The 12,164-nt window shown below is 64.4% G+C and carries 15 protein-coding genes and 1 pseudogene (1 of these 16 cut by a window edge); 10 read left to right on the forward strand and 6 right to left on the reverse strand.

Annotation, left to right across the window (positions count from 1 at the left end; genetic code table 11):
• Positions 1–74: 74 nt before the first annotated feature.
• Both E6P07_RS01585 and ampD read right to left on the reverse strand, forming a co-directional pair.
• Positions 75–629 (reverse strand): pseudouridine synthase, encoded by a 555-nt coding sequence (locus E6P07_RS01585; protein ID WP_153973995.1) that lies wholly within the window; start codon positions 627–629, stop codon positions 75–77.
• 52 nt (positions 630–681) lie between these two features.
• Positions 682–1,278, reverse strand: a complete 597-nt coding sequence (gene ampD / locus E6P07_RS01590; protein WP_153973996.1) for a 1,6-anhydro-N-acetylmuramyl-L-alanine amidase AmpD — start codon at positions 1,276–1,278, stop codon at positions 682–684.
• A gap of 15 nt (positions 1,279–1,293) precedes the next feature.
• Here ampD and nadC point away from each other — a divergent pair, with 15 nt between their 5' ends.
• Positions 1,294–2,172 carry a carboxylating nicotinate-nucleotide diphosphorylase gene (nadC, locus tag E6P07_RS01595; RefSeq protein ID WP_153973997.1) on the forward strand — a complete coding sequence of 293 codons (879 nt, stop codon included), beginning with the start codon at positions 1,294–1,296 and terminating at the stop codon, positions 2,170–2,172.
• Between the two features lie 99 nt (positions 2,173–2,271).
• Here the strand turns inward: nadC and E6P07_RS01600 are convergent, their stop codons facing one another.
• Together E6P07_RS01600 and E6P07_RS01605 are read right to left on the reverse strand one after the other, a co-directional pair.
• Positions 2,272–3,204: a DnaJ C-terminal domain-containing protein gene (locus tag E6P07_RS01600; RefSeq protein ID WP_153973998.1), complete on the reverse strand. Its 933-nt coding sequence runs from the start codon at positions 3,202–3,204 to the stop codon at positions 2,272–2,274.
• 112 nt (positions 3,205–3,316) lie between these two features.
• Entirely contained in the window at positions 3,317–3,868 is a 552-nt protein-coding gene (locus tag E6P07_RS01605) for an RNA-guided endonuclease InsQ/TnpB family protein (protein WP_211363151.1), read from the reverse strand.
• Between the two features lie 14 nt (positions 3,869–3,882).
• On the opposite strand from E6P07_RS01605, the pseudogene E6P07_RS01610 reads away from it, so the two are divergent.
• Positions 3,883–3,984: pseudogene (locus E6P07_RS01610) on the forward strand (transposase); the annotation flags it as partial.
• 27 nt (positions 3,985–4,011) lie between these two features.
• Here the strand turns inward: E6P07_RS01610 and E6P07_RS01615 are convergent.
• Together E6P07_RS01615 and E6P07_RS01620 are read right to left on the reverse strand one after the other, a co-directional pair.
• Positions 4,012–4,932, reverse strand: a complete 921-nt coding sequence (locus E6P07_RS01615) for an alpha/beta fold hydrolase (protein WP_153973999.1) — start codon at positions 4,930–4,932, stop codon at positions 4,012–4,014.
• A gap of 137 nt (positions 4,933–5,069) precedes the next feature.
• Entirely contained in the window at positions 5,070–5,564 is a 495-nt protein-coding gene (locus E6P07_RS01620; protein WP_153974000.1) for a YMGG-like glycine zipper-containing protein, read from the reverse strand.
• A 145-nt stretch (positions 5,565–5,709) separates the two neighbouring features.
• Between E6P07_RS01620 and glyA the strand changes: the two genes are divergently transcribed.
• The 8 genes from glyA to thiL form a co-directional block, all read left to right on the forward strand.
• Positions 5,710–6,966: a serine hydroxymethyltransferase gene (glyA, locus tag E6P07_RS01625; protein WP_153974001.1), complete on the forward strand. Its 1,257-nt coding sequence runs from the start codon at positions 5,710–5,712 to the stop codon at positions 6,964–6,966.
• Positions 6,967–7,095: 129 nt separating this feature from the next.
• Positions 7,096–7,611, forward strand: coding sequence for a transcriptional regulator NrdR (gene nrdR / locus E6P07_RS01630; RefSeq protein ID WP_153974002.1), 516 nt, complete (start codon positions 7,096–7,098; stop codon positions 7,609–7,611).
• Positions 7,608–8,741 carry a bifunctional diaminohydroxyphosphoribosylaminopyrimidine deaminase/5-amino-6-(5-phosphoribosylamino)uracil reductase RibD gene (gene ribD, locus E6P07_RS01635; protein ID WP_246172889.1) on the forward strand — a complete coding sequence of 378 codons (1,134 nt, stop codon included), beginning with the start codon at positions 7,608–7,610 and terminating at the stop codon, positions 8,739–8,741. Before nrdR ends, ribD begins: the two co-directional genes overlap by 4 nt.
• Before the next feature lie 76 nt (positions 8,742–8,817).
• Positions 8,818–9,477 (forward strand): riboflavin synthase, encoded by a 660-nt coding sequence (locus E6P07_RS01640; RefSeq protein ID WP_153974003.1) that lies wholly within the window; start codon positions 8,818–8,820, stop codon positions 9,475–9,477.
• 47 nt (positions 9,478–9,524) lie between these two features.
• On the forward strand, positions 9,525–10,655 hold the full coding sequence (ribBA, locus tag E6P07_RS01645; protein WP_153974004.1) for a bifunctional 3,4-dihydroxy-2-butanone-4-phosphate synthase/GTP cyclohydrolase II: 1,131 nt from the start codon (positions 9,525–9,527) through the stop codon (positions 10,653–10,655).
• 26 nt (positions 10,656–10,681) lie between these two features.
• Complete coding sequence (gene ribH, locus E6P07_RS01650; protein ID WP_153974005.1) at positions 10,682–11,152, forward strand: 6,7-dimethyl-8-ribityllumazine synthase; 471 nt, start codon at positions 10,682–10,684, stop codon at positions 11,150–11,152.
• Position 11,153: 1 nt separating this feature from the next.
• On the forward strand, positions 11,154–11,669 hold the full coding sequence (gene nusB / locus E6P07_RS01655; protein ID WP_153974006.1) for a transcription antitermination factor NusB: 516 nt from the start codon (positions 11,154–11,156) through the stop codon (positions 11,667–11,669).
• A gap of 9 nt (positions 11,670–11,678) precedes the next feature.
• Positions 11,679–12,164: the 5' portion of a thiamine-phosphate kinase gene (gene thiL / locus E6P07_RS01660; protein WP_153974007.1), read on the forward strand. The gene runs 486 nt beyond the window's last position; the window shows 486 of its 972 coding nt (coding positions 1–486); the start codon lies at positions 11,679–11,681; its stop codon lies off the right edge, out of view.

The raw sequence follows: 12,164 nt of genomic DNA on the forward strand, positions 1-12,164 counted from the left end.
GGATGCTGAAGCGCGGTGGTCTCCAGGTCAAGCGCACTGAGTGCGGTCGATTGTTCATGCCAGGTGGGGGCGTATCAATGCTTTGAACGCGTTGGCAAGACCACCCGGTATTCGCCTGGCTTTAGACCCTCAAGCCGCCAATCACCGATGGCCACCCGCACCAGGCGCAGCGTTGGCAGGCCCACGGCGGCGGTCATGCGCCGTACCTGACGGTTGCGCCCCTCATGGATGGCGATCTCGATCCAGGCGGTCGGGATGTGGCGACGGAAGCGGATCGGCGGGTCGCGCGGCCAGAGATCGGGTTCGGGGAGCGACCGGACCCGGGCCGGTCGGGTCGGGCCGTCGTTCAGGATCACGCCGCGTCTCAGCCGTTCGAGCTGATCCTCACTCGGCTGACCCTCGATCTGGACCCAATAGGTCTTCCAGGACTTATGGCGCGGATGGCTGAGACGATGCTGGAGTCGGCCATCGTCGGTCAGGATGAGCAGCCCCTCGCTGTCCTTGTCGAGCCGACCGGCCGCATAGACGCCGCGTAGCGGGATGAAGTCGCGCAGGGTCGTAGCCGTCCCAAGCGGGTCGCGACTGAACTGACTGAGCACACCATAGGGTTTGTTGAAGAGTACCAGCATGGAATGGATCGGCACAGTGCGGTCGAGGATCTGTTACAGCCCCGGGCGCCGTCTAGGCGAGGGACTGGACGTCGTGTCGATAGCGGGCCCAGTCGAAGCTCGGACCAGGGTCGGTCTTGCGTCCGGGCGCGATGTCGGCATGACCGACGATCCGGTCGAGGGTGATGGCCGGATAACGCTGCTGGATCCGCCGGGTACAGACGGCGAGCCGGGCGTATTGGGACTCAGTGAAGGGGGTCTCATCGGTCCCTTCGAGCTCGATCCCGATCGAATAATCGTTGCAACGCGCGCGCCCCTGGAAACTGGAGACCCCGGCATGCCAGGCACGGCACTCATAAGGGACATATTGGATCAGCCGGCCATCGCGCCGGATCAGGAGATGCGCCGAGACGCGCACCGTGGCGATGGGTGCGAAATAAGGATGCGCATTCGGGTCGAGCCGGTTGTGAAAGAGCGCATCGATCCAGTCGCCGCCGAACTCGCCTGGCGGTAGACTGATGGCATGGATCACCAGCAGGTCGATCACCGTCCCAGGTGGCCGCCGATCCTGATTCGGCGAGGGGCGGCGCTCGGCCTCCGCCAGCCAACCCTCGGCATCGAGGTCGGGGGCGGATCCAGATCCTGACTTGATTTCGATCTTCTCATCCATCGTCAGTCTTATACCATGTCCCACGTGATATCGCCGTCCCCAGACCGCTTCGATCCAATCCGCGAGCGGCCCGATCCGGATCGGGTCGAGGTCCAGGCGCGCGCCGCCCTGGACGAGGATGTGGGGGAGGGCGATCTGACCGCCGCGCTCCTGCCCCAGGATTGTTTTGCGCATGCCGAGCTCATCACCCGTGAATCGGCGATCCTTTGCGGCACCCCTTGGTTCGAGGCGGTCTTTCGCGTGCTCGATCCGCGGATCCGGATTCAGTGGGACGTCAAAGATGGCGAACAGGTTGCGCCCGGTGCGCGCCTGTGCCAACTGGAGGGACCGGCGCGCGCCCTACTGACCGGCGAGCGCACCGCGCTCAACTATCTTCAGACCCTCTCGGGCACCGCGACCCTGACGCATCGCTATGTCGAGGCCGTCGCTGGACTGGATGTCCAGATCTTGGATACCCGCAAGACCATCCCGGGTCTGCGCTGGCCGCAAAAATATGCCGTGCGCTGCGGTGGTGGTCACAATCATCGTCTCGGTCTGTTCGATGCCATCCTGATCAAGGAAAACCACATCCTGGCCGCAGGTTCCATCCCAGCGGCCTTGGCGGCTGCACGCACCCTGTATCCGGGCGTCCCGCTCGAAATCGAGGTCGAGTCGCTGGACGAGCTGAGGATCGCGCTCGATGCCGGCGCCCCCCGCATCCTGCTCGACAACTTTGGGCTCGCTGAGCTGCGGCGTGCGGTCGCGATCACCGCCCGTCGCGCCCAACTGGAGGCCTCGGGCGGGATCAGCCTAAAGACCGTCCGTGCCGTGGCCGAGACTGGCGTGGATCAGATCTCGGTCGGGGCCCTGACCAAGGACGTGCGCGCCGTCGATCTCTCGATGCGCCTGGTCTAAGCGAGGCGCAATCGGAATCCGGTGCAAGTGCGGCTTCGAGCATCGAGCATGGCGTCCTTGAGAATTGCTCGGGCGGTTTCAAGGGGACTGACTCGACTGTCAGACGTCCAGGTGGGCGCGTGGATCGAAAGGGAGCTGTTCGGCCATGCGCCGATAGAGCTCGCGGGCGGCCTCGGTCTCGGCAGGGGGGGTCAGGATCTCCAGCTCGACGATCTCGTCGCCCGGCGGCGTACCTGGCAGACCCCGCCCCTTGAGCCGCAATTTGCGCCCAGTCTGGGAGCCGGGGGGGATCTTGAGTTTGACCGGGCCATCCAGGGTCGGAACCTGGACGGTGGCCCCGAGCGCCGCCTCCCAGGGCGTGACCGGCAGACGGAGCTGGATATCGCGCCCATCGGGGACGAAGAGTCGATGCGGGTTGAACTCGATCTCCAGATAGAGATCCCCAGCCGGACCGCCGTTGCGTCCAGGCTCACCCTGGCCTGCGAGCCGGATCTTACCCCCCTGGGTGACGCCAGCCGGGATGCGCACATTGAAGGTTTTGGAGCGAGTTGTCGTCTGGCCACCAGGTCCGATCTCGGGCAGATCGAGCGTGATCTGCCGGGTTGCCCCTTGATGTGCATCCTCCAGGTCGATGGCGAGCCGGATGGTCTGATCCTGACCGCGCTGGCGCCTGGTGCCAGACGCCTCGGAACGAAAGGCGCGACCAAAGATACTAGAAAAGAATTCGCTGTAGTCGCCGGACGTGCCGCCGGTTTTGAACTCGAAGTCTTGCCAGGCGCCAGCACCGGGCGGCGGGCGGAATTCTTCGCCGGCGCGCCAGCCGCTGCCGAGCGTGTCATAGGTGGCGCGCTTGTCTGGATCCTTCAGAACCTCATAGGCCTCGTTGATCGCCTTAAAGCGTGCCTCGGCATTGGGTTCCTTGCTGACGTCCGGGTGATATTGGCGCGCCAGCTTGCGATAGGCACGCTTGATTTCTTCCTGCGAGGCGGTGCGCGATACGCCAAGGGTCTTGTAGTAATCCTTGTATTGCATCGAGGGGTCTCAACGGAAGGCGGTGCGAATCGGGTTTGATCTTCGATCATTAGGGGCGAGCCTTGATTGTTGACATCCTCCCACGCCTAAAGCCGGGGGATTCCTAAGGCGCTCATCCCGGCATCGAGCCCGGATGGGTCGCTTCGGTGGGTTCCTGCTGCTGGCGGCATGACTGCACCTGCCCGCGCCTTGCGCAGGCATGTCTCATGACGTTCTTCACCGTACCCAGCACGTCCCGGCTGTTGCGATAGCGCAGCCAGCCCAGTTTGGGCAGGGAGATGCGGCTGTTCACTTGATCGAGCTCGATCTGTTTCGGGTCGGGATAGCGGAAGCTGTCGTGCCGACCCTTCTTCTTGAAGCGCGGGAAGTCGGCCCGTTTGGCGAAGAAGTTCGCATAGGCCCGCTCCAGATCCTCAATCGTCTGTTGCAACGGATGCACGGGCGCATCGGCCAGCCAGGCTGTCTCTGGGCTATTGCGCCACTCGGTGAGCCACTTGCACAGCCCGGCGTAGCCGAGCCTCTTTGCGCCTTGTTCGTCGTGTTCCATCTGCAACGCGAGCGCCTTGTCGTAGACAAATCGGCACGAGCCAGTAAAACGGCGCATCTGCCGTTCCTGTTGCCCGTCTGGCGGCAATTCGTACTCGAAGGCTTGAAGGCGTTGCATATCGCGCTACTGGAAAAGGCGCCCTGTGGTCGCCGTCTTACTTCGCCTCATCCTGTGGTGGTGCCCCGATCTCCATCGTGCGTCAGTACATCAAACAGCAGCAGACACCACACTGAACCCCAAGGACGGCTATGCCGTCCGCCCTATCCATCCCCGTCCTGAAGGCCGAGGCTTGTCGTGCACCGGGTCAGAAAGCCGTCGATGGCGGCCAGGAAGGACTCAGGGCATTCCTCCTGCGGCAGGTGGCCGGCATCGGCGATGACCCGGAACTCGGCCCCGGCGATGGCCTGGGCCAGACGTGCGCTCTCCTCGGGCTTGACGGCCCGGTCATGCGCGCCGGTCAAGACCAGGACTGGACGATTCAGCGATCCAAGGCGGGACTCCAGATCCAAGCGTCGGGTGGCAAGAAAGAGCTCCATGAACGCCCTATCCCAGGGGCCGAGCATGAAATCCCGTTTGAGCTCAGCGAGCCGCTCGTCGCTCAGCCGATCTTGGCGGTACCAGAACTTGCGGATCGCCTTCTCATAGAGCCGATCGATCATGAGGCGCATGAGCCGGCTGAAGGCCGGCTTCAGCGTGCGCATCATCGCCCGCACAGGCGGCGGAACCTCGCTGGTGGCATAGCCGCTATAGACCATGGCATCGACCAGGATCAGGCCCTGGACGCACTCGGGATGGGCAAGCGCCGTCAGGAGTGCGATGGTGCCGCCGGTGGAGCTGCCGACCAGGATGGCGCGCTCGAAGCCCAGCGCAGCGATCAGGGCGGCGACCAGCTCGGCCTGGGACTTAGCGCCGTAGAGCCCAAAACCCGACGCGCCGCGCTTGGGCAGTGGGCGCGAGGTCAGGCCGCACACCGGGCGATCGAAGGCCACCACTGTGGCCCGTTCGGCCAGGGGGGTCATGATGGCGGACCAAGACTTGAGGCTCAGGAAGCTGCCGTGCAGCAATAGGATCAGGGTTTCACCCGATCCCTGGCGTTTGTAGTGCAACCGGAAATCGCCGACCTCGATGAACCGGCTATCCGGATCGGCACGCTGGATCTGGTAGGACTCGAGGGTATCCATGGCGCGAGGATCACCATCTTTGAAATAGACATAGATGTTGGCGATATTGGCGCGGTGACCCCGGATCGCCTTGTCGTATCGAGGTTTGGAGACGCGCGATGCCCCGGCGACAGGGCATCGCGCGCTGCGTTCGGGCGCTAGCGATAGGCGCGATAGCGCTCGATGCAATTGTTATAGGTGATGTCATAGACTTGCTGGGTATCTTGCAGCGTACCCTGACTGATGGCCGCCCCCGTAGCCGCACCGGCCAGGGCGCCTGGTCCAGCCAGGTCATGGGTCTTGGGCCGACCCGGAGGGCCGCCGGGCCCAGGGCCACCGGGCCCAGGGCCAGGAGGCGGACCATGGCGACTGGGTGCCTCGATTTGATTGCCGATCACGGCGCCAGCGATGGTCCCGATGGCCGTGAAGGCGACCTCCTTGTTGACGTTGTCCTGCTTGGCCTTCTCAGCCGCTTGATATGCCTGTTGCCGGCACAGATTGTCGGTCTCGATCGAGACCCCGCCCCGTCCGCCGATCTGGGCGGGGTAGGTCGGCATCATGGGTGTGGGCTGCATGCTTGAGCAGCCGGTCAGGATGGACAGCCCCATCGCTGAGGCGATCAGGCGGTGCCCAGATCCAGTCGTGATTGTCATGCAGAGCTCCTGAAGGTGTTAGTGACCCAGTCGACACAGTCCTCGGGCGAAAAAGGTAGCCGGCCATTGGTTTAGAAGCAAATCGCGACGTCATGGTCGAAATTCGATACACTACACTGCTTTTCGACGCCCGAGGCGACAGACCATGTTCGAGAAGACCCAACAGATCAGCGATTACGACCCGGAGCTCTGGTCGGCTATCCAAGACGAAGAACGTCGACAGGAAGAGCACGTCGAGCTCATCGCCTCTGAGAACTATACCAGCCCGCGCGTCATGCAGGCTCAAGGGAGCGTGCTCACCAACAAGTATGCCGAGGGCTACCCGGGCAAACGTTACTACGGCGGCTGTGAGCATGTCGACGTCGCCGAGCAGTTGGCCATCGACCGCGCCAAGCAGCTCTTCGGCGCCGATTATGCCAATGTCCAGCCGCACTCCGGCTCCCAGGCCAATGCCGCCGTCTATATGGCCCTGTGCGAGCCGGGGGACACCGTGCTTGGCATGAGTCTGGCCCACGGTGGACATTTGACGCATGGGGCCAAGCCCAACTTTTCTGGCAAGCTCTACAACGCCGTGCAATATGGCCTGAACCCCGAGACCGGTGAGATCGATTACGCCGCGGTCGAGCGCCTGGCCCAGGAACACCGCCCGCGCCTGATCGTCGCCGGCTTCTCGGCCTATTCGCGGGTCGTGGATTGGGCGCGTTTCCGCGCCATTGCCGACGCTGTGGGCGCTTATCTATTGGTCGATATGGCGCATGTGGCCGGTCTGATCGCCGCCGGGCTCTATCCGAGTCCGGTGCAAATCGCCGACGTCACCACCACGACCACCCACAAGACCTTGCGCGGCCCGCGCGGCGGCCTGATCCTGGCCAAGTCCAACCCCGAGATCGAGAAGAAACTCAACTCGCTCGTCTTCCCCGGCACCCAGGGTGGCCCGCTGATGCATGTGATCGCCGCCAAGGCGGTGGCCTTCAAGGAGGCCCTGGAGCCGAGCTTCAAGACCTATCAGGCCCAGGTGCTCGCCAACGCCCGCACCATGGCCGATGTCTTTATCGCACGCGGCTACGACGTCGTCTCCGGTGGCACCGACAATCATCTGTTTTTGGTCAGCTTCATCCGCCAGGGGCTGACCGGAAAGGACGTCGACGCCTGGTTGGGCACGGCCAACATCACAGTCAACAAGAACGCCGTCCCCAACGATCCGCAATCGCCCTTCGTCACCAGCGGTATCCGCATCGGTACCCCGGCCATCACCACGCGCGGTTTCGGCACCCCTGAGGCGCGTGATCTGGCGGGCTGGATGTGCGATCTGATCGATGCACGCGGCGCACCGGCGGTCATCGAAACCGTCAAGGCCAGGGTACTGGACCTCTGCCGGCGTTTTCCGGTCTACGGCCATTGACGTCAAACCCTTGATCCATCACTGCCCCAGATCTTGCTGGATGTACAGATGACATCAGGTTCGTTGCCATCGCTTTTGTGTGCCGTCGCTCCAGTTGGACGCTGGACGCTGGCGGCTGGAGGCTGATCCATGCGCTGTCCCTTTTGTGGTGCGCAGGATACCAGGGTCGTCGACTCGCGTCTGGCGGGCGAGGGGGATCAGGTTCGTCGGCGCCGCAAATGCGACCTCTGCGGTGAGCGCTTCACGACCTATGAGACCGTCGAGCTGAATCTGCCGCGTATCGTCAAGCGTGACGGCAACCGTGTCCCCTTTGACGGCGGGAAATTGCGTGCCGGCATGATGCGTGCGCTCGAAAAGCGACCGGTGAGCACCGAGCAGGTGGACCGGGCGCTGGCCCGTATCCAGCGTTCGCTGATGTCGAGCGGCGAGAGCGAGATCTCAACACAGCGGATCGGCGAACTGGTCATGGACGAGCTGCGTCAGATCGATCAGGTCGCCTATGTCCGTTTTGCCTCAGTCTATCGACATTTCGAGGACGTGGCGGCCTTCCGCGAGGAGATCGAGCGTCTGGAGCGTCAGCCCGCACCCGAATTCAGCCGCCGACAGATCGATCTGCTCGACGATCTGGAGCCGGACAACGGATGACCGGCTTGGACCTTGAGTGTTGCGACCCGCTCTATATGGCGCATGCCATCCGGCTGGCCGAGCGCGGACGCTATACCACAGATCCCAATCCGTGTGTCGGCTGTGTGCTGGTGCGCGATGGGCGAGTCGTCGGCGAGGGCTGGCATCATCGCGCCGGTGAGCCGCATGCTGAATCCCTGGCCCTGAGACAGGCCGGTGAGGAGGCCCGCGGTGCCACGGTCTATGTGACCCTGGAGCCGTGCTCGCATCAGGGGCGCACGCCACCCTGTGCCGATGCCCTGATCGGTGCCGGTGTGGCACGGGTCGTCTGCGCCATGATCGATCCCAATCCGCGGGTCTCCGGTCGCGGCATCGAACGCCTGCGTCAGGCCGGGATCGTAGTCGAGCTCGGTTGTCTGGAGGCCGAGGCACGGGCGCTCAATCCAGGCTTCATCAAACGCCATGAACAGGGGCGGCCCTATGTGCGCTGCAAGCTGGGTGCCAGTCTCGATGGCCGCACTGCCCTGGCCACGGGTGAGAGCCAATGGATCACATCCGAGGCCGCACGGCGTGACGTGCAGCGCTGGCGCGCGCGCAGCTCGGCCATCGTTACCGGGGTGGGGACGGTGCTGGGTGATGATCCGCGTCTGAATGTGCGTCTGACCGCCGCCGAGTTGCCTGGCATGGACCCGGAGGCACCGGTGCGTCAACCCTGGCGCGTGGTGGTCGACAGCTACTGGCGCACGCCGCCGGGGGCGCGTCTGCTCGGTCTGCCGGGGCGCACCCTGATTGCCGGTATCGGCCCTATCAACGAGACCGCAACTGCGCTCGAGGCGGCTGGGGCGGAGCTGATCCGTCTGCCGGAGCATAATGGTCGGGTCGATCTGGTAGCCCTGATGACCGAGTTGGCACGGCGCGAGGTCAATGAGGTCCTGCTGGAGGCCGGCGCGACCCTGGCGGGGGCGGCGGTGCGTGCCGGGCTGATCGATGAGATCCTGCTCTATCAGGCCCCCTGTCTCCTGGGGCAGGCCGCCAGGGGGCTGTTCGATCTGCCGGGGATCAATACCCTGGCCGATCGTATCGACCTGGAAATCCTGGAGGTTCGGCACATCGGCGTGGATCTGCGGATTCGGGCGCGTCCAAAGCTGTGACGCCTATGGGCCGTGGTCGCCCCTACTGAGGCCGCTCCAAGCCAGAACCCATAATTAAGCGAAGACCCAACCATCCATGTTCACAGGTATCATCCAAGCGGTGGGTATGATTCAACGTCTGGAGCCGTACGGTGGCGACGCGCGGCTCGACCTCGATACCGGCAAACTGCCGCTCGACGGCGTCGCCCTGGGCGACAGCATCGCCGTCAACGGGGTCTGCCTGACCGCCGTGGCCCTGACCGAGCGTGGCTTTGCGGCCGACGTCTCGCGCGAGACCCTGACCCTGACCACGCTCGGCACGCTCAAGCCCGGCGCCCGGGTCAATCTCGAAAGGGCCCTGACCCTGGCCACACCGCTCGGCGGGCATCTGGTCAGCGGACACGTCGATGGGGTTGGAACGGTCGTGGCGTGCCAAGAAGACGCGCGTTCCTGGCGGCTGCGCATCCAGGCCCCGGACGCCCTGGCGCGCTATATCGCCCCCAAGGGCTCGATCTGCGTCGATGGCACCAGCCTGACCGTCAATCGGGTCGAGGGCGCGGTGTTCGAGCTCAATATCGTGCCCCATACCCTCCAGGAGACCATCATCGGCGACTATCGTCCAGGCACCCGGGTCAACCTGGAGGTGGATCTGATCGCCCGCTATCTGGAGCGTCTGCTGCTCGGCGATCGGGCCGCCACCCCCGGGGTCTCGGGGCTGACGCTGGACTTTCTGGCCGAGCATGGCTTTGTCAAGTGACCTCGCCTCCGACCCGACCCTACAAACCACTGCATGAACCAAGACCTATGAGCCGTACCGGCCTAAACACGATCGAGGAGATCATCGACGACCTGCGCGCAGGCAAGATGGTCATCATCATGGACGACGAGGACCGCGAGAACGAGGGCGATCTGCTCATGGCCGCCGATTGCGTCACGCCCGAGGCCATCAATTTCATGACCAAGTACGGGCGCGGTCTGATCTGTCTGACCCTGACCAAGGAGCGCTGCGAGCGGTTGCGCCTGCCGCTCATGGTCAGCGACAACCGGGCCGCGCATTCGACCGCCTTTACTGTCTCCATCGAGGCCGCGCGCGGTGTGACCACCGGCATCTCAGCGGCCGATCGCGCCACCACCATCCGCGCCGCTGTGGCGCCCGAGGCCAGCCCCCGCGATCTGGTCCAGCCGGGCCATGTCTTTCCGCTCATGGCCCAGCCGGGGGGGGTGCTGGTACGGGCCGGACACACCGAGGCCGGTTGCGATCTGGCGCGGCTGGCCGGCTTTACGCCGGCGGCGGTGATCGTGGAGATCCTCAACGAAGACGGCAGCATGGCGCGCCGGCCCGATCTGGAGGTCTTCGCCCAGACCCATGGTCTCAAGATCGGTACCATCGCCGATCTCATCCACTACCGGCTGCGCAACGAAACCGCTGTGATCCGCGTGTGCGAGTGCGAGCTGCCGACGGTGCACGGTACCTTCGATCTGGTCGCCTATCGCGACACCATCGACAACGAGATCCATCTGGCCCTAAGGCTCGGTGCGATCAGCCCCGAGCGTCCGACCCTGGTGCGCGTGCATCTGCAGAATACCCTGTGCGATCTATTCGACACTACGCACAACGCCTGCGGCTGGCCGTTGCGCGACGTCATGCGTCAGGTGGCCGCCGCAGGGGAGGGTGTGATCGTGGTCCTGCGCAACCGCGACCATGCGTACGATCTGCTGTGCCGGCTCAAGGACTTCCAGTTCCACGACAGCGACGATCCGGTGCCGGTGCGCCAGGATCGCGGCGAACTGCGGACCTATGGCATCGGCGCCCAGATCCTGGCCGATCTCGGGGTGCGCAAGATGCGGGTGATGAGCGCGCCCAAGGCGATGCACGCCATTTCCGGATTCGATCTCGAAGTGGTCGAATACACGGGTGGCCGCTCCACTGTCTAAGGTTGTAGCGATTTTCGGAATAGACGATGAGTATCAAAACGATCGAGGGCGCCCTGAGCGCCGACCAGGCCCGCTTCTGTCTGGTGGTCTCGCGCTGGAATAGCTTCGTGGTCGAGAGTCTGGAGCGGGGCGCGATCGATGCGCTCCTGCGGCATGGCGCGAGCGCCTCGGATCTGACCATCGTGCGCGTACCGGGTGCCTTTGAGATGCCGGTCGCCATCGAGCGGATCGCGGCCAAGGGCAGCTATGATGCCATCATCGCGCTCGGTGCCGTCATCCGCGGTGGCACGCCACACTTTGACTATGTCGCCGGCGAGTGCGTCAAGGGCCTAGCCCAGGTAAGCCTCAAATACGGCCTGCCGGTCGCCTTCGGGGTATTGACCGTCGATACGATTGAGCAGGCCATCGAACGGGCTGGCACCAAGGCTGGCAACAAGGGCGCCGAGGCGGCCCTGTCCGCCTTGGAGATGGTAAATCTGCTGAGACAGATCAATTGACATGACCAAGCCCGCGCATCCACGTCCGGTCAGTCCGCGCAGTCAGTCGCGCCGTTATGCCGCGCTGGCGCTCTATCAATGGCATTTGACCGGCGACGATCCGATGTCGATCAAGCGTCATCTACTCGACGATCCCAAATGGCTCGATGCCATCGCCGCCTCACTCAATGAGGCAGGTGATGAGGACGAGCCGACCCCCGAGGAGCGTTTCAATTTCAACGTCGAGCTGCTCGAAGAGCTGTTGAGCGGCGTGCCGGCGCATATCGAGGAGATCGACGCCCAGCTCGAGTGCTTTCTCGATCGTCCGATCAGTCAGGTCGATCCAGTGGAATTGGCGATCCTGCGCCTCGGCGCCTATGAGATCCTGTTTTCGGACAACATCCCGGACCGGGTTGCCATCAACGAGGCCGTCGAGCTGACCAAGCTGCTCGGGGCGCACGAGGGGTATAAGTATGTCAATGGGGTGCTCGACAAGATCGCCCGGCGCAAGGCCGGGGACCTGGAGCGCAAGCTCTGAGGGGTCGGGGTGTCCGAGTTCGATCTGATCGCCCGCTATTTCGCCGCGCTTGGCCCCGAGCGCCCGGATGTCGTGCTCGGCGTCGGCGACGACTGCGCCCTGCTGGAGGTCCCCCCCGGACAGAGGTTGGCGGTGAGCATCGACACCCTCGTCTCCGGGGTGCACTTCTTCGCCGACTGCAACCCCGAGCACATCGGGCACAAAGCGCTGGCGGTCGGGCTCAGCGACCTGGCGGCCATGGGGGCGGAGCCAGCCTGGGCGACCCTGGCCCTGACCCTGCCTGCGCCCGAGGAGGATTGGATCCGCGCCTTTACCCTCGGGCTCGGGCGCTTGGCGAACGTGCACGGGATGCATGTGGTTGGCGGCGACACCACGCGTGGCCCGCTGAGCGTAACGGTACAGGTCCATGGTCTGGTGCCGAAGGGCGCGGCGATCCGGCGCTCGGGCGCGCGTCCAGGCGATGCCGTCTTTGTCAGTGGCACCCTCGGCGATGCG

The sequence above is a fragment of the Thermochromatium tepidum ATCC 43061 genome, from assembly GCF_009664085.1.
Classification (GTDB): domain Bacteria; phylum Pseudomonadota; class Gammaproteobacteria; order Chromatiales; family Chromatiaceae; genus Thermochromatium; species Thermochromatium tepidum.

Excerpts from the sequence above, each read along its gene's own strand:
- nusB (WP_153974006.1), top strand. The coding sequence starts at position 11,154 with ATGACCAAGCCCGCGCATCCACGTCCGGTCAGTCCGCGCAGTCAGTCG.
- nrdR (WP_153974002.1), top strand. The coding sequence starts at position 7,096 with ATGCGCTGTCCCTTTTGTGGTGCGCAGGATACCAGGGTCGTCGACTCG.
- nadC (WP_153973997.1), top strand. The coding sequence starts at position 1,294 with ATGTCCCACGTGATATCGCCGTCCCCAGACCGCTTCGATCCAATCCGC.
- E6P07_RS01615 (WP_153973999.1), bottom strand. The coding sequence starts at position 4,932 with ATGGATACCCTCGAGTCCTACCAGATCCAGCGTGCCGATCCGGATAGC.
- ribD (WP_246172889.1), top strand. The coding sequence starts at position 7,608 with ATGACCGGCTTGGACCTTGAGTGTTGCGACCCGCTCTATATGGCGCAT.
- E6P07_RS01585 (WP_153973995.1), bottom strand. The coding sequence starts at position 629 with ATGCTGGTACTCTTCAACAAACCCTATGGTGTGCTCAGTCAGTTCAGT.
- E6P07_RS01600 (WP_153973998.1), bottom strand. The coding sequence starts at position 3,204 with ATGCAATACAAGGATTACTACAAGACCCTTGGCGTATCGCGCACCGCC.
- ribH (WP_153974005.1), top strand. The coding sequence starts at position 10,682 with ATGAGTATCAAAACGATCGAGGGCGCCCTGAGCGCCGACCAGGCCCGC.
- ribBA (WP_153974004.1), top strand. The coding sequence starts at position 9,525 with ATGAGCCGTACCGGCCTAAACACGATCGAGGAGATCATCGACGACCTG.
- E6P07_RS01620 (WP_153974000.1), bottom strand. The coding sequence starts at position 5,564 with ATGACAATCACGACTGGATCTGGGCACCGCCTGATCGCCTCAGCGATG.
- ampD (WP_153973996.1), bottom strand. The coding sequence starts at position 1,278 with ATGGATGAGAAGATCGAAATCAAGTCAGGATCTGGATCCGCCCCCGAC.
- glyA (WP_153974001.1), top strand. The coding sequence starts at position 5,710 with ATGTTCGAGAAGACCCAACAGATCAGCGATTACGACCCGGAGCTCTGG.
- E6P07_RS01605 (WP_211363151.1), bottom strand. The coding sequence starts at position 3,868 with ATGCAACGCCTTCAAGCCTTCGAGTACGAATTGCCGCCAGACGGGCAA.
- E6P07_RS01640 (WP_153974003.1), top strand. The coding sequence starts at position 8,818 with ATGTTCACAGGTATCATCCAAGCGGTGGGTATGATTCAACGTCTGGAG.